We start from the raw sequence: 18,020 nt of genomic DNA on the forward strand, positions 1-18,020 counted from the left end.
AGTAGTATTGTTATTTATGTAAAAAACAATGACTCAGTTACATGCATAACTGAAAATCATTGTTTTTTTGTTTAGATTCTAATCGATTGAAAAAAGTGCAATAATGTCATTAGTTGACATTTTTGTAATGCTTCCATTATTATTTTCAATAAATATATTAGATAGATCCTGTTTTTGTTCTTGTAATTTTTGAATTTTTTCTTCAATACTATTTTTCATAATTAGCTTATATACTTGTACGTTATTAGTCTGACCAATTCTGTAGGCTCTATCTGTGGCTTGGTTTTGTGCAGACATATTCCACCATGGATCATAATGAATTACGATTGAAGCAGATGTAAGATTTAATCCTGTTCCACCAGCTTTTAATGATATTAAAAACACATTAGTATTATCGTTTTGGAAAGCATTGACTAATTGATGACGTTTAATTTTATTTGTAGAACCAGTTAACACGTAATAAGAGATGTCTTCTTTACGTAATTCTTTTTCAATTAAATTTAAAGAAGTGGTGAATGATGAAAATAATAATACTTTTTGATTATTTTCTTTAGCTTTTCTAATAATATCCAGACATGCTTTCATTTTGGAACTAGGTTCCTGAATTTCATTATATAATATTCTTGGTTCGCAACATAACTGTCTTAATCGAGTCATCATTGACAAAATTTGAAATTTGTCAATTTGTTTTACATCTAAAGTGGTTTTTAATTTATTGTTTATTTGACTTAAGTTTGCAATATATAACTTTTCTTCATTTTTTGAAAAAGCAATCTTTATATTGTTTTCAATTTTATCAGGTAATTCATCTAATACATCTTGTTTAGTTCTTCTTAAAATAAATGGTTCCACCATTTTCTTTAATCGATGTTGAACATCTTTGTCTTCATCACGAACTATTGGACGTTCAAAATGTTCTTTAAAATAATGGTAATTAAATAAATAATTTGGCATTAAAAAATCAAAGATAGACCATAGTTCAGCTAATGAGTTTTCAATTGGTGTACCAGTTAAAGCAAAATGATGAATTCCATTTAATTCTTTAACAGCTTTAGCATTTTTGGTTGCTTGGTTTTTAATATACTGAGCCTCATCTAAAATAATATATTCAAAACAATAATCCTTATATAAATTATAATCTCTTCTTAAATAATCATAAGAGGTAATGATAACATTATAATTGTTTATTTGTTCAATTGATTTTTTACGGTTTTCTAAAGAACCAGAGATACATAGAACATTTAAATTAGTAGAGAATTTTTTTATTTCATCTTGCCAGTTTAAAATTAGGGTTGCAGGAGTAATTACAATACTAACTTTATGATCAGATTTTGTATTTTCTAAAACTGTGATCATTTGAAGTGTTTTACCTAATCCCATATCATCAGCTAGAATTCCACCAAATCCATATTCACTCATTGTCATTATCCACTTATAGCCTTGACACTGATATTCTCGTAAAATTTGTTGATATGGCTGAGGAATAGGATAATTATTATTTTTGCTGGAAGTTAATTTGTTGATAAGTTCCTGAAATTGTTGATTGCGGTTAAATGTAATTGATTCTTTATCTAAAGATAACTGGTTTAGAAATAAAGCTTTTGATTTGTCGATAACAATAGAACCATCTTTAATATTTTCATTGCTAAGATTTAAATCTTTAATTAAGTTATAGGCTTCATTTAATGTTTTATCTTCTAAATTTATAAATTCTCCATTTTTTAAACGATGATAAGATTTTTTTCTTTGGATTGAATTCAATATATCTTGTATTTCAGTTTTAGAAACATTAATACTATCTAAATCTATTTCTAATAAATTATTTTTTAATCGAATCCCAATATTTAAAGAGATATTTTTAGGTTTATTAATATTTTTAATATCTTCACTTACAAATACTTCACAATATTGATTAAGTTCAGGTAAAATATTTTTGATAAAATAGTATACATCTTCATCACTGTTGGTAATCAAATACATATTAGTAAGTTCATCATATTTTGCATAATCATCGATTAAGGTTAAAGCATTATCAACGTTTAATGGTAACTTAGTTTCATAGTTGTCTATGTATTTACCATCAAATAGTACATGACCTTCTTCGTCACGGTATTCTAAGTTAATAGTTAAATCACCGAAAGTGTTTAGGTCTACATATATTAACAGAGTAATAACGCTAGGCATATAATCATCGATATTTGCTCCAATAATAGAGATATATGGTAAAATTTGATCAATTATATATTTTCCAAAATATCCAAAATCTTCTTTTGATATAATTAGATTTTCTTTATCTAGTTTTTCTAAGAGTTTTTTTGTGATTTGAGACATGCTTAAACTATAGCGATTTAAAATATTATTATTTAAATAATAGATATATTGAGTACCGATTATTAGTTCCCCTTCAATAGGAAGAAGTGATACTTCAAAATATTCTTCTTTATCTTCAATGTTAATAGTAAGATTATTTAAATCAATGGTTGTAAAAAATATATTTATATGTAGATTAGTTAAATATGTTTCAAAAAATTCATCAATATTATGCTTATTAATACTAATAGAACGGTATCTTTCTATTTCATCAATAAATTCACTATTATCTTTGATAAAAGTAATTTGTTTTAATGCATCATTACTAAATAATTTATGATTATGATCAATAATTAATTTACTTCCATAATTATATGTTTTATGATAACGATAATTATTTATAAATTCTTTTAAATTTTTAATTAAATATGTTTTCGAATTTCCAATACGATAATTAATTAAAAGTCGATTGAAAGAATAATTAATTGTTGGATAAAGTTCGATTAAATCGTTACCTGTAATATTTATTTTTTTAGGATCTAGATATGTTTCAATTAATTGTTTAGATTCTTTAAGTTTTGCTTGAATCATTTTTTCTTCACGAATACGTTCGAATTCTTCGAATTTAGCACGATAATCAATCTTTTGATTAAATTGGAATGGGATGTCAGACATATCTAAGCTGTAAAACTTTAATAATAATACCCCAATATGACCACAGGCCAATTCGTTTTTATGACAATTAGGGCAATTACATTCAAAGGTGATAATTTTTCCACTTGTATCAACAACAATGTGACTGGTAGTCGTACGTCCATATATTTCTACAGTACCATCAATATGATACTCATTTCCTTGTTTTAAGACAGACATATTAGTGATTGCGTTATCTTTATAATAACTATGTGCAATTTTCCAGTTCTTTTCATTAAATATTCTATTTATTTCATCATCTTTTATATACATGTTCTTTCCCTCCAATAATTTATTATACCATTAATTTAATGATTACCAAATAGAAATTATTTAAGAAAATAAATATTTAAATACGAACATTGTATAATAAAAGCAATGACGACTTTTTATGATAAAATAATTCAAGAAAGTATATTTAGGTATATGATATAAAATATTTTAAATGGATGATATCAATATATTCTTTTTTATAGAAGAAATCGGAATAGTAAAATGTTGTTGATATAATTCCAATAATAGAACGTGTCGCTTGTAATAGGCGGATTGCATGTTCAAGTCACATTGTTGATACTAGTGTGATGGAACTATTCAAATTATATAATTTGAAAATGGATTGATTTTTTATGAAAAATTATCTTATCAAAAAAAGATTGTTTATGATAAATATTATTGGGTAAGATATTTTGCTTTAAAGATTGAAACTTTTACTAAGGAAAGTGATAATAAAGAAATTAATGTATTAAAAGAAGGAAAGTATAGTTTAAAAATATTCTTGAATATTGAAAAATAAGTTTTTTAAAATTATTTCATTTATTAAAAACAAATTATTTATAAAAGATAAATAATTAGAAAAAATACTATGATGCTTCAAGAAATTTATATATACATGATATTATTGAAGATGAGACTTTTAAATATACCTACGTTTTAGTAGAAACAATTATGATTTAAAGGTATGATAGATTCTAAATCTTTTATTATAGAAAAAGCAAATCATAAAGATTTGCTCAAATAAGAATAAATTATAAGTTATTGTGTATATGGTATTTGTTCAATATCTATTGTACTATCTTTATGAGCAGTTATTAGTGTTGCTCCCCTTTGTTTAGTATCTCTTGCTATACCAGGCATTGCTAAATAATCTATACTCATACCATATGTTAATCTAATGCCTTTATATTCTAATGACATATTATTATAATGATCATGTCCACAAAACATTCCTTTTGTACTTTTTAATTGGGCAGCCACATTAAATAATTTACTTGGATATTCGGAATCACATATTTTATCAATCATTTTTTCATCATTAGAGCCAAAATAATATTTTACTTCATTACTGCCTTTTTGATAAAGATTATAGGCAGTTTCATATTCTTGAAGTGGCATATGAAAGAAGATCAAAGATGATATTGTTTTATTTTCTTCTTTATTCAATTTTTCAATATTTTCTTTATACCAATCTACCTGATCATCGTGAATATAATCGTATTTGTTAAATCCATCGTCAGTATAAGCATTAGAATCAATTAAGAATAATGCCTGATTTAAAGTGTTGTCACTATTTCTTAATTCTATAAATTGATTATTTCTTCCTGTAATATTTGGTTGAATATAGGGGTATAATAAGGTTCTGCTTGTCTTATATGATAGTGATTTATATAACTTGTTGAGTTCACTTTTATCAGTAGTAGCATAGCTTTCTGTATCATGATTTCCATAGGTAAAAGCCCAAGGAATCCCTGTGTTTCTCATAAATGCTGCAAATTGTTCAACTGGGGTTTTATTATTTAATGAAAATGAGGCATATCCAACAGGGAATGTCAAATCCCCTGTAACAATGACAAAGTCTGGTTTTTTTCTTTCAAGTAGTGAATATATTGTTTTTAATGCTTTTAAATCTTTATCATAAGATAAGGCACTTCCTCCTAAATGAATATCAGTTAGTTGTAATATTTTGAAATCATCTTTTTCTTTTGTAATTGTATATATTCCAGTTTTTTCATCATAACTTATTTTATTGTTATGATCATTTAAGTAACTAATAGAATTAATGTAGGGTTGAACTAACCAGATATCTTTAGATAAATAGCTGTAACCAAGTAAAATAGTAATTACGCTTCCTATTATAACTAATGCTATTTTATTCGGCTTTTTTTTCTTGTATCTAATTTTATTTATTCTTGTATAATTATATATTATTGTTATTATTGATAAAATTGATACAAATATTGAACTTGGTGATAAGACAAAAACTTTTTCAAATACAAAATAAATAATGGTAGTAATAATAAAATAAACTATATTAAATACTACAACATTAATGATTTCTTTATTACATTTTGTTTTTTTATCTAATTTTTCTAGTTTAAACAAAAATTTCAAATTCAATATATTTTTTAAAATCATAAAAATAATTATTTCATAAAATAATAATCTATAATTGAATAGTTCTAATATTTCAATAATTTTTGAATTAAAGATTAATGTAATAGAACTAAAAGTAAACATTATTAATTGTATAAAAAAGATAAAAATCCAATTTATACTTTTTTTCACTTTTATATCATATTCGGTTTTTAAATCTATTTCGGTATATTTGATTTTTTTTATGTTATTTTTTAATAAAAATTTATAAATATATATATAATCTATTATTATAAATATTATTCCTAAGATAAATAAGAATATAAAATTCTGTTTAAAGTATATGATAGATTGTATCAAGTACACGGTACCAATTATTCCCAAAATAACTGATATATTAATAAATTTTTTTAATTTTTTATACGATTTATCTTTTTTCATTATTAATAATATTCCTTTTCAACAAATTATTTTTTCACTAAACATTATATCATTTCACTTGAAATTTATGTAGTATTATTGGTGGAGATGTTTATATTATTCATACTGAATTATTAGTATCTAATAATTCTGGTGATAATAAAAAAACTACTTTCAAGTAGTTTTTTATTTAGACCATAACCCATGTTTTATTATCAATGTATTTAATAGTTCGCTACAACCTTGATAAATGTCAGAATATGTCTTATCGAAATTACCAGTATACCATGGATCGGCTATATCTCGAGGATGATTGGTAAAATCTAATAAACGGGATACCTTATTTTGGGGATCGCTTTTAATAATATTAAATATTCCAGTTATATTAGAAGTATCCATTGCAATAATATAATCATACTTATCATAATCATCTTTTGTGAGTTGAACAGATGTTTTGCCGCATGTATAAATATTATATTGAGCAAGTTTATTTCTTGTACCTGGGTGAACAGGATTTCCATATTCCTCACTACTAGTAGCTGATGATTGAATGTAAAATAATTTTTCTAAATTTTGTTTTTCTACTAGATTTTTTAATATAAATTCAGCCATTGGAGAACGGCAAATATTTCCTAAGCATACAAACATAATTTTTATCATTACAAAATACCCCTTATCTATTAAAAAAAGATGAACATATGTTCATCATAATTATCAATGGTGACCCGCAGGCGATTCGAACGCCTGACCCTCTGATTAAAAGTCAGATGCTCTACCGGCTGAGCTAGCGGGTCATATACACTTAATAGTGCTATATAAAAATATCACACTTTTAGTAGAATGTAAAGTAATTTGAAAAAAATGATAATAAATTTTGCTAATTGTGGTAAATGTTGTTATAATTATATATATATGGAGGGATTAAAATGAAAAAAATATTAAAGTTATTGACGGTGTGTGTTATGCTGCTAGCATTGACAGGGTGTATGAAAGTCCGTTATCAAATTAACATTACTGATAAAGATAAAGCTGATGTTAATTTAACAATGTTGTATTCTAAAGAAATGATGGATACTTATAACATGACTCAAGAAAGTATTAAAGAACAGCTGAAAGCTGATGATACTTATGCTAAGTGGGATTTAAAGAGTGTTAATGAAAAGATTGATGGTGAACAATATGTAGGGTTTAAAGCTACTGCACCTGAGGATGTAACAAAAGAAATTTTGGATAGTTTAACAGTTAAAGGTGACAAGTATACTTTAAAACTTAAAGGTGATGATGTTAGTGGTGATTTTAATACTAGCGAGTTTGAGCAGCTTGGGTATTCAATGGATCAATTGGAAAAAATGGGATTAGAAGTTAGTATAAAAATTGCAATGCCTGGGGAAATTAAAAGTTCAACAGTTGGGAAAATTGAAAATGGTGTTGTTACTTTAGGGTTAACTGATTTAGATAAATTAACATCTGATGTTACAATTGTTTCTGAAAAATCTGGTTCTTCTAGTTCATTTGGTAGCACTGGTTTAATTATTGGGGGAATTGCATTAGTAGCAATAGTTGCTGGTGGTGGTTTTTATTTTTATAAGAAAAAAAATGAAAATAATTAAAATATAAAAATTGTAAAGGGATTCAAACTTGAATCCTTTTAATATATATTATTTAGTGAAATAAGTTATTGTTTTGGATATGTTGGAGTGTCAATGTTATATTGTTTTTTTATTTGATTGATCATTGAATAAAGATTTTTTTTATAAAGATTAAATTCTTCTTTTTGGTAGTAAAGTGAAGATATTTTTTTGTATAGATGATAATCATATTTTTTTATAGCATTGAAAAAATATGCCCTGGTTGGACCACGTAAATATAAGATGCCAGGTAAAACATAGTCAGCATTTACTTTTTTTGCCATTTTGTATAAACCATTTATATTTCCAGGGTGATCTGTTAAATAGGGAATTATGGGCATAATGTGTATTCCTGTGGATGCATTAGTATGTTTTTTTATTTGATCAATAACTCTAAAACGATTTATTAAAGATGAACTGCCAGGTTCAATAATAGACCGTAGTTTATCATCAACTGTAATAATTGTACATGCAATATTAACATATGTAATTTTTGATAATTCATTAATTAGATCAAGATCACGTAATATTAAAGATGATTTGGTAGAGATTATTATAGGGGTCTTATATTTTATCATCAGTTTTAAAATTTCGGGCATTAGCTGTAGTTTTTCTTCTAATGGCTGGTAACTGTCACAAACACCTCCAATATTGATAATCTCATGTTTCCATGTAGGAGAAGAAAGTTTTTTTTCTAAACAGGAAAGAATATTTTTTTTATAATAAATTGTTTCAAAATAGTCACAATCATTTAAATATTTATGGCTATAGATGGCATAACAGTATATGCAGCCATGTTCGCATCCACGATAGATATTTAAATCCCATTTGAATGGGAATCGTCCTTTTACTTTATTTAAAGCGCTTTTAGCTTCTAGTTCTTGATATTTCATTGTTATCACTTCCTAAATAAATAATAACATAAATCATAAAGTTTATTTAATGTTATTTTTTTACATATTTTTGACAGTGACAGTGTTTTAATAAAATAAAAAGGGTGTTTGAGATTATGAAAAATAGATGGATTGGATTATTAGCTGGATTAATAGTATTTACAGGATGTAATGAGCAAGATATTGAAAAACCTGTTACAGCATTGAATATTGATATTTCTAAATTAAATCAGCAAAGAACAGTTATTAAGAATATGGTAGAGTTTAAAGATAATGATCAAGGTAAACATGATTTATTGATGTTGATGATTAATAGTGTTGATTATTATAATTTAATAAGTGGAAAAATGAAAGTGACTTCTACTTATTTAGATAATATGTCAAATTTAGAATATGAATTTCAAATAAATATTCCTGAATATAAATCATATGTTTATCAGATATCTTCAAATGATTATAGTGAACAGGTAATGATTAGAGATAGTGAGAAGATGTACGTTTTTACTGGGGATAAAAAGGATTTAGAAAATTTTACTTTAAATGAATTAATAGAAAAAAAGCAGTTTAGTGTTGAGGAAATAAGTAGGGAGAATAACTTATTTAAGTTTATGGATTGGTCACTAACAAATAGAGTGGAAGATGTTAATATAACTAGAGTTGCTAATGATTTATATGGGGATGTAGCACCGTATTTATTTCCAGAAGATATTGCATTAAGACAGTTAGGGGTTGATTATTCTAGTTTTACAATTAAGGGTAAAACAGAGTTTTTAGGAAGAGATGTTTTTCAGGTTGAAGGTATTATAAATAATGATTTATATACTGAGGGAGGAACGATTTCGATGTTGGTTGATCAGCAAACAGGAATTGTTTTAGAGTATACTCGAAATAGTATTAATAGTAAGGTTGAAATGAAAATGGAAAGTATTTCAATAGATGAAGGTAGTGAGATAGATTTGTATAGTAAATATATAAAGTAAGGATATGTAATAATTAAGAAAGTAAAAAGATAATTATTTTTTATATAATTGAAAAGAAGGTAATAAATTGTTTGGTAAAAATAGAAGTAAATAGGATAAATGTATTATTTAAAATATATTAATATGATGTGATTTAAGTGAAAAGGCGATATATTATTGTTTATTTAATAAAAATTGAAAAAAATGTAAAAAACTATTGCATATATATATTATAAATGATATTATATTAGGGCACCAAGTTGCTTGAATAGCTCAGTTGGTAGAGCAATCGGCTGTTAACCGATCGGTCGTAGGTTCGAGTCCTACTTCAAGCGCCATGGCCTGTTGGAGAAACGGTTAACTCACATGCCTTTCACGCATGCATTCACGGGTTCGAATCCCGTACAGGTCACCATTTTGGAGGTTTAGCTCAGTTGGGAGAGCATCTGCCTTACAAGCAGAGGGTCAGCGGTTCGAGTCCGTTAACCTCCACCATTATAGTTATAAGCCGGCTTAGCTCAATTGGTAGAGCAACTGACTTGTAATCAGTAGGTTGAGGGTTCAAGTCCTTTAGCCGGCACCATTTTGTTGCGGATGTGGCGGAACTGGCAGACGCACTAGACTTAGGATCTAGCGCCTTTGGCGTGCAGGTTCGATTCCTGTCATCCGCACCAGTTGTTAGGTACTCTCAAAGCCTTTATTGATAAGGGTTTTGGGAGTTTTTTCTTTATATGAATATAGAAAATCAATTTTTAAAATTGCATCTACATCTTTTTTATGGAAAATAATTTTTAATATTATTTCAGATTATTATTTCCAAAAATATAGTTTTTAATATTTGTGTTTTACTTTCAAAATGATTAAATGAGACTATCAGGCAAGATATCTAATATTATATTTGCTGACTTTGCTTTTGAAAGAACATTTAAATGAGTATAGGTATTTGTAGTAATACTTGAATGTCCTAACCATTTTTATACTTTCACTAGATTTTCACTTTTATACACATCCTTGTAGCATAGGGATGTCTTAAATTGTTCTTCTTCCTATTAAAATAGAACATTTTTTCATACCTTTGCATAAGTTCTTAAACTGTCGATATATCCTTATTTTTCAAGGTTTATTGGCTTTTCTTGTTTGTACTACCTTATAACTAAGCATATCTTTGCTTTCATTCGTTGTGTGTTTCGTTGAAAATTATGCTATTATATTTCGGATCTCTTTGTTTGCTCAAACCTCTGATACATGAGCATATAAGTTGAATATTTGAAGATGCTCCTAAGAAAAATATTAAAGTAGAGAATAATTAGTGTGTGGTGTTTATTGCGATTGATGTTTATTGTCTGATAAAAAGAAATTCAAGTAAAACAAGAAATGAAACTCTTATATTACCATCTTGGTTAAATGAATTAGAAATAAAATAAGTTATTTTTTTCTAAAATTTTACAAGATGTAATTAAAAAAGCCTCTGAATCAGTTGTACTAATTAAGCCTTTTTTACTTATTGATTAATTTATAGAAGGGGATTGAAAAATGTTTAAATAGTTTTTAAGAATGATCAAGATGAAAAACAATTAGAAGATAGTAGTGATATTGAAAGTGGTAAAAACTTATTATAAAAATTTGATACATAATATGTAATTTAATTTCTTGTTTGAAATCAACTGTCTTTCTTATGTCTTATTCAATTTTTCAAAGTGATAATGGCATACTTTATATCACACCATGTAAAATGCAGTTTTACCTTATAAATACAGCGTTTTCCACTTGTTAGTGTATATTGTCTCTTGTTTTTTGTGCCCTCCTTGTTAGATAACGGGGCTTAATATTCGCTGGCAAGCTCACTCAACTGTCGAAGTGAACCGACCGCTAAAAACAGCGGAAAAATCTAAGAGATTTTCCCACCGCCGTGATTGGATTGCTTCGTCAATTTATGAGATTTTCGTCTTAGCAAATATACCTATAAACTTAAATCTATCTTACTTTTCCATAAATACAGAGGTCATAAATATTCTTGTTTTTTATAACTGCTTTTTTCATTATACCTTCAAGTAAAAAATTGTTCTTTTCTAGCACTTTTCTAGATGCAATATTAGGTTCATACACCATTCCCGTAATTCGAATGATATCTAATTTCTCAAAAGCGATTTCACAGATTTGTCTTACTGCTTCTGTCATGATTCCCTTTGAATATACTTCTTGTAATAGATAATATCCAATTTCAGAATCTTTTCGATAAACATCTTCTTTTTGTTCGACTGATATTGTGCCTATTATTTTACCATCAACAACTATTTTTCGAAACACACCTTTTTTTTCATCGTTTTCTTTTACCATATTTAACCACCATTTTGCTGATTCATTTGTATATGGATTGGGTAATCTATCCGATAGATAGTTTCTATCTATGGTGTTACACATTTTTATGAGAAATTCTTTATCTTCAAAACTCCATTTTTTTAATTTAATTTTCATTTTTAGCACCTCGCTTACAAATATGAATTTATCGATATCTTTGTTAAATATTATATCATTAGAAAATTGTACTGTCATTTTTTTTAGACATTGAACAGAAAACACTTAATTTAATATCGTAATATTTTTGTATATTTTGGTATAAGTAGTTATATAGGGCTCATTCATTTGTTGTAATTTCCTTGATATTAAATTTCTAGATTTTGCCTTAAATACAGTAATTATGTGATGTTTTAATTTATATGTATCTTATATCTATTAAAATAGACCATATGAGGACATTATAAAATATATGATAAAAATTTTTTAGAAAAATATTGTAATATATATATTGACTGTTTATTATTTAGATAAGAAAAATAAAATGTTTGGAGAAAAATGTATGGACTATATGAGTTTAAATGAAGCAGCACATAAATGAAAAGTAATTCCTGGTGAAATTGAAAAGTTGTGTTTTATGGGTTTGATTCTTAATGTTGAAAAAGTTGGAGAGACTTGGATGATTCTTACTGATATACAATGGCCTATAAAATACCAAGTTGAAAGTAATAATGATAATAACATTTTGCTATCACCAAGAGAATGTCCTTGATTATTGATGACAGATCTATATTGTGTTCCTGGCAGTGGAGATGATCTTGTGATGGGGTATAAAGAACAACCTCAAATTGCATTATTTCTTAAGGCACAGCTAGACTTTTTTCGAGGAGAATATGATTTAGTATACACACAAATAAAATCACTTATGTCTTATCCAGTATGTTTTGATGTTTAGGTTGGAGTAGGGATATTGTTGTCATTATACTCAAGTGTTTGTGGTGATTTACTTTTGTGGGAGGAAGCAAAGCAGTATGTTGCTTTGATATCTTGTCGAGATAGAGAGGAAAGGCATAGACTTGCATTTTGGTGATAGTATAATAGATGATGAAACTACTTTCCCAGAGTGGTTTCATCATGGAAATTTTGATTTATTAACAAGAGATGCTTTTCCATTTGTTTATTTTTTTTAACTGAAATATTTACTTTTTGAAAGTGAAAAAGTATTACTAGATTTTAAATGAGAAAAATCAAATGATATAATAATTAGCGAACACGAGGTGTATAGGATGGCTGTTTATAGGTATACTAATGTAGAAATTGCTGAATATTTACATACATCTTTAAATACAATTAAATAACTATTGTAGCATGTAATGGATAAAATAGTTGTAAAAATGTGTGGATTTAAGTATAAAATACCACACTTTTTGATGGTTTTAGTGTGGTGAAATAAATGAGAATTGCCTTTATACTATAGTACTATAAGTATAAAGGCTTTTAATATTATAAATGGAAAATGTATAGTTTAATTTTTTTATTTAGTACTAAAAAACTTTTTACTATAAATATAAATTTTATTTTTATAAAACTGCACTTTTTTTACAAGTTAAGTGTAGAAAAGAAAATAAGAAAAATGTTATATTTATAATGTGAGAATATAGTTAATGATATATTCTTGGATTGTTACTTTAAGTAGGCAAGACCAGAAAGTTCTAATTAAACTTTTTAGCTTGCCTTTTTTAGTATTTTAAAGGGGAAAAATTAATATAGAAGGATGTGATAAATGGAGTTAATAGTATTGAGTATTTAGAAAAAGGAAAAGGGTAAAAAATTTTGATATAAGGAGGGAAACTATGAAAAAAATATTAAAATTGGTACTTGCCTACGTTATGATTTTTTCATCTTTAGGTTTTGTTTTTCCTGTACAGGCAGATGAAATAAAAACAAATTATGCTTTACAAGGGGTAGCAACTGCAGATAGAGCACCTATTGACTATTGGGGACCAGATAAGTTGATAGATGGTATAGTTAATAGAGATGCTAGTCCTAAAAGAGATCAATCAAGATGGTCTAGTGAAAATGGGGCTCCTTCTTGGGTTAAAATTGATTTAACTCAAGTAAGAGAATTTAGTGAAATTAATATAGCTTGGGAAACTCAAGTTATTAAACAATTTCATATTGAAATGTCTAATGATGATGTAAATTATACTACTATTTATACAAGTACAGAGGAAGAAAATGGTCATTCATTAGATACAAATATTAGATTTGATAATGAATTATCTGGGCGTTATGTAAAAATAACAGTTGATTCATTAATTTCAGGAGCATATCCAAGTGTATCTATTTATGAAATAGAAATTAATGGTATTAGAACTGTTGCTGATGGTTATAAAGAACTTAGAGTTAATTACGCTTTAAATCAATCTGTAACTGCTTCAAGAGCACCAATTAGTTATTGGGGACCAGATAAATTAGTTGATGGTATTATTAATAGAACAGCAAATAAACCTGAACAATCAAGATGGTCTAGTGAGTCAGGAGCTCCTGCTTGGGTATTGATTGATTTAGGGCAAGAAAGATCTTTTGATGAAGTATTACTTGCTTGGGAAGTTACTGGAACAGTTGAAGATTTTCATATAGATGTTTCAAGTGATGGAAATGATTATTCAACAGTTTATGATGCTGAAGCTAAAGCAGATGGATATCCATTAGATACACATGTTAATTTTGATTCAGAAGTATCTGGGCGTTATGTAAAAGTTACTGTTGATAAACTAACAGCAGGTACTTATCCAAGTGTTTCTTTATATGAGATAGAGGTTATCGGAACAAAACTTTTAGAAAACCTTTCTAGAAAAGCAAGTGTTAGTTCTAATGGTGATGAAGGAACTACAGTTAGAGTTGAAAACATTAATGATGGTGATCTTAATACAAGATGGGGAAGCTCATATGGAGTTAATCAAAAATTTGTAGAATTTACTTTTGATGAACCTCAATCAATTCAATCATTTATTTTAGAGTGGGAAAGAAAAACTGCTAAAGATTATAAGATTGAAGCTAGAATTAATGATGAAATGGTAACATTAGTACATAAAACACAAGTACCTAAATATTATCAAGATATTATTAATTTAGATGAAGCTGTTGAAACATCTTATATTAAATTAACAATTGATGATTTCCTTACATCTGGAGCTGATCGTGATGGTGTAAATGTAGATTATCCAACTATTTCTTTACATGAAGTAGAAATGTTTGGTGAAACTTATGATTTACCACCTGCTGATACACCAGCGTCTTTAGAAGATATTGCAAATGCTATTACAGTTGATGAATTGGATGCAGATGCAACTGAATTGCCTTTACCAACTGTACCAGATGGATATGAGATTTCTTTTATTGGTGCTGATTATGAACAAATTATTGCTCATGATCGTCATATTGTTAAACCACTTGTAACTACAGATGTTGTTGTTAACTTTGAAGTTTTAGAAGTTGAAACAGGTAAGAAAGCTATTTCTCCAGCCATTACTGTTTCAGTTTCAGGTTTATATGATGTAGAGGATTCTCAAAATGAAAAACCTACAGTTGTACCTGAATTACAACAATGGTTTGGGCATACAGGGGTATTTGAAATTAATGATAATTCTTTGATTGTTGTTGATCCTGCAGCGATGGCATTTAAAGAAACAGCAGAAATGTTTGCTGCTGATTATGAAGATATTTTAGGAAAATCAATTGAAGTTGTTGAAGGTAACGAGCCTAAAGCAGGTGATTTCTATTTTACATTAAGTAATGAAAAATTAGATGAAGAAACTTATGTAATGAATATAGCTGATTATGTAACAATTGAAGCTAGTGAAAATAAGGGTGCTTATTGGTCAACACGTTCAATTCTTCAAATCCTTAAACAAACTAAAACAAAAATTGCCAAAGGAATTGTAAAAGATTATCCAAAATATGAAGTTCGTGGTTTTATGCTAGATGTTGGTAGACGTCCATTTAAGATGGAATTCATGCAAGAATTAGTTAAAACAATGTCTTGGTATAAATTAAGTAATTTCCATGTGCATTTAAATGATAACTGCTTTGGTAAATTGGAAGATGGAAAAACACCTGATTATTCAGGATTCCGTTTAGAATCTGATATTCCTAATTTAACAAGTACAGACTATTATTATACAAAAGATGAATTTAGAGAATTTATTAAAACATCAAAAAAATATGGTGTAGATATTGTTCCAGAATTTGATAGTCCAGGACATTCAGGTGCTTTTGTTCGTGCTAGACCAGATTTAGCAAGAGCAGATAGTAATGAATACTTAGATGTAGAAAATCCAGAAGCACTTGAGTTTATTAAGAGTGTATTTGCAGAATATACTAGTGGAGATGACCCAGTATTCCCTAAAGGAACAGTAGTTCATATTGGTACTGATGAATATAAACGAGGAAATAAAGAAGCGTTTAGAAAATTCCAAGATGATTTATTAAAGTTTATTCGTGATGAACAAGGATATACACCACGTGTATGGGGAAGTCAAACAGAAAATAGTGGAACAACTCCAATTACAGCTGATGGAGTACAAATGAATTTATGGTATGTTGGATATGCTAATCCAAAAGAAATGTATGAAAAGGGATATGATTGTATTAATACTAATGATGGTGATTTATATATCGTACCAGGGGCAGGATATTATTATGATTATCTAAATCAAAATCATATTGCTAATTCATGGCAGCCAAATAAAATTGGTGGTTTTACAATTCCAGTAGGTTCAGAACAAATGTTAGGTTCTACATTTGCTGTATGGAATGATATGACTGGTCCATCTCAAGATAATGGTACTAGTGATGTTGAAGTATTTGATCGTATTTTCCATATTGCACCTACATTTGCTGCTAAATTATGGGGAGATATTAAAGATTATTCTGTAGATGATATTAATAAATTAACTAAGAAAACAGAATATGCACCTAACTCAAATCCAACATATGAAGTTGAGTCAGTTGATGATACTTATTTAGATTACAATTTTAATAATGATAAGGGATTAGATAAATCAGGAAATGAATACAATCTAATTGAACAAAAAAATGTAACATATGAACAAGGAAAAAATCGTCAATCATTAACATTAAAAGGTGGAGAAAGTTATGTTTCTACGCCATTACAGGATCTTGGAATTAATTCAGTAATGGAATTTTGGGTAAAACGAGATGCTGATTCAGGTGATGATGAACAAATTTTATTTGAATCTTCAAATGGAGCTATCAAGGCAGTTCAAAAAGATACTGGAAAATTTGGATTTAGTAGAGAATTCCATGATTATTCATTTAATTATGAATTACCTAAAGATGAATGGGTAAAAATTAAATTAGAAACTAAATTTACAGTTACAACATTATATGTAAATGATGAAAAAGTAGATGAATTATCTAAGAATGGAACTGGTGGTAAATGGGCTTCATTAGTCATGCCATTAGAAAAAATTGGTAGTGCAACAAAAGCCTTTAAAGGACAAATTGATGATGTTGTAGTTTCTAAACAACCTAAAGCTTTTAGTGTTTATGCAACATCTGAACAATCATCAGATAAAGCAATATATGCTATTGATGGTGATACATCTACAATATGGCATACAAAATGGGATGGTTCTGATAAACTACCACAAAGTATTACATTAGAAATGCCAAAAGCACGTATTATTAATGGATTTACATACTTACCAAGACAAAGTGGTACAAATGGTAATATTACAAAATATAGTATTGAAGTAAGTGCTAATGGTACTGATTTTACTGAAGTAGCTTCAGGAAACTGGAGTAATAATAAAGATTTAAAAACAGTAGAATTTGAAGAAGTTGAAGTAAGATATGTACGTTTAGTTGCCCATGAAGGTGTGGGTGGATTTGCAAGTGCTGCAGAAATTAATGTTTTAAGTCCAAATGATGGAATGATTCCATTAGTAACAAGAGCTCTTGAAGAAGCAATTGAAGCAGGACAAACATATCTTGATGGAGATTATACAGCAGCTTCATTAGAAGTATTACATGATGCTATTAATGCTGGACTTTTTGCTTTAGAAACAACAACTAGTCAAGAAATAATTGATCAAGCATGTCAAACAATTGATAATGCTATTGAATCTTTAGTAAAAGCAGAAGAAACAGCAGTAAGCAAAACAGCATTACAAATAGCAGTAGAAATGGCAAGTAATGTAACAGAAGAACAATTAGATAAAGTAGTACCAGCAGTAGTAACTGAATTCAATGCTGCATTAGAAGAAGCAAGAGTAATCTTAGCTAATGATAATGCAACTCAAGAAGAAGTAGATGCATCATTTGCTCGCTTATCAGTAGCAATGCATATGTTAGAATTCTTAAAAGGTGACAAGGCTGAATTACAAGACCTAGTAGATTCAACAGCAGAGTTAGTAGAAGGAAAC

At 27.6% G+C, this 18,020-nt stretch carries 9 protein-coding genes and 6 tRNA genes; 9 read left to right on the forward strand and 6 right to left on the reverse strand.

Annotated features, from left to right (window positions below; translation table 11 throughout):
• Positions 1-78: 78 nt before the first annotated feature.
• Positions 79-3,276 carry a DEAD/DEAH box helicase gene (locus tag BMW96_RS10030; RefSeq protein WP_092355237.1) on the reverse strand — a complete coding sequence of 1,066 codons (3,198 nt, stop codon included), beginning with the start codon at positions 3,274-3,276 and terminating at the stop codon, positions 79-81.
• A 343-nt stretch (positions 3,277-3,619) separates the two neighbouring features.
• On the opposite strand from BMW96_RS10030, the gene BMW96_RS14200 reads away from it, so the two are divergent.
• The gene (locus tag BMW96_RS14200; protein WP_157796145.1) at positions 3,620-3,796 is read left to right on the forward strand and encodes a hypothetical protein; all 177 of its coding nucleotides are present in this window, start codon (positions 3,620-3,622) and stop codon (positions 3,794-3,796) included.
• 239 nt (positions 3,797-4,035) lie between these two features.
• Here the strand turns inward: BMW96_RS14200 and BMW96_RS10035 are convergent, their stop codons facing one another.
• The 3 genes from BMW96_RS10035 to BMW96_RS10045 form a co-directional block, all read right to left on the reverse strand.
• Positions 4,036-5,565, reverse strand: coding sequence for a metallophosphoesterase family protein (locus BMW96_RS10035; protein WP_177165840.1), 1,530 nt, complete (start codon positions 5,563-5,565; stop codon positions 4,036-4,038).
• 414 nt (positions 5,566-5,979) lie between these two features.
• A complete protein-coding gene (locus BMW96_RS10040) occupies positions 5,980-6,453 on the reverse strand; it encodes a low molecular weight protein-tyrosine-phosphatase (protein ID WP_092355244.1) in 474 nt (157 codons plus the stop codon).
• A 58-nt stretch (positions 6,454-6,511) separates the two neighbouring features.
• Positions 6,512-6,587: transfer RNA gene (locus tag BMW96_RS10045), tRNA-Lys, on the reverse strand.
• Positions 6,588-6,719: 132 nt separating this feature from the next.
• Between BMW96_RS10045 and BMW96_RS10050 the strand changes: the two genes are divergently transcribed.
• On the forward strand, positions 6,720-7,403 hold the full coding sequence (locus tag BMW96_RS10050; RefSeq protein WP_092355247.1) for an LppM family (lipo)protein: 684 nt from the start codon (positions 6,720-6,722) through the stop codon (positions 7,401-7,403).
• A 65-nt stretch (positions 7,404-7,468) separates the two neighbouring features.
• Here BMW96_RS10050 and BMW96_RS10055 read toward each other — a convergent pair whose 3' ends face one another.
• Positions 7,469-8,314 carry an SPL family radical SAM protein gene (locus BMW96_RS10055; RefSeq protein WP_092355251.1) on the reverse strand — a complete coding sequence of 282 codons (846 nt, stop codon included), beginning with the start codon at positions 8,312-8,314 and terminating at the stop codon, positions 7,469-7,471.
• Between the two features lie 116 nt (positions 8,315-8,430).
• Between BMW96_RS10055 and BMW96_RS10060 the strand changes: the two genes are divergently transcribed.
• The 6 genes from BMW96_RS10060 (at position 8,431) to BMW96_RS10085 (ending at position 9,947) form a co-directional block, all read left to right on the forward strand.
• Positions 8,431-9,294 (forward strand): hypothetical protein, encoded by an 864-nt coding sequence (locus BMW96_RS10060; RefSeq protein ID WP_092355255.1) that lies wholly within the window; start codon positions 8,431-8,433, stop codon positions 9,292-9,294.
• A gap of 241 nt (positions 9,295-9,535) precedes the next feature.
• Positions 9,536-9,611, forward strand: a tRNA-Asn gene (locus tag BMW96_RS10065).
• 1 nt (position 9,612) lies between these two features.
• Positions 9,613-9,688: transfer RNA gene (locus BMW96_RS10070), tRNA-Glu, on the forward strand.
• 4 nt (positions 9,689-9,692) lie between these two features.
• A tRNA-Val gene (locus tag BMW96_RS10075) sits at positions 9,693-9,768 on the forward strand.
• A gap of 12 nt (positions 9,769-9,780) precedes the next feature.
• Positions 9,781-9,856, forward strand: a tRNA-Thr gene (locus BMW96_RS10080).
• A 7-nt stretch (positions 9,857-9,863) separates the two neighbouring features.
• Positions 9,864-9,947 (forward strand) — tRNA-Leu (locus BMW96_RS10085).
• A gap of 1,300 nt (positions 9,948-11,247) precedes the next feature.
• Here the strand turns inward: BMW96_RS10085 and BMW96_RS10090 are convergent.
• The gene (locus tag BMW96_RS10090; RefSeq protein ID WP_092355258.1) at positions 11,248-11,748 is read right to left on the reverse strand and encodes a GNAT family N-acetyltransferase; all 501 of its coding nucleotides are present in this window, start codon (positions 11,746-11,748) and stop codon (positions 11,248-11,250) included.
• A 1,673-nt stretch (positions 11,749-13,421) separates the two neighbouring features.
• On the opposite strand from BMW96_RS10090, the gene BMW96_RS10095 reads away from it, so the two are divergent.
• Positions 13,422-18,020: discoidin domain-containing protein (locus BMW96_RS10095; protein ID WP_092355261.1), on the forward strand; the 4,599-nt coding region annotated here is incomplete at its 3' end.

It is taken from the genome of Thomasclavelia cocleata (assembly GCF_900102365.1).
In the GTDB taxonomy this organism is placed as follows: domain Bacteria; phylum Bacillota_I; class Bacilli_A; order Erysipelotrichales; family Coprobacillaceae; genus Thomasclavelia; species Thomasclavelia cocleata.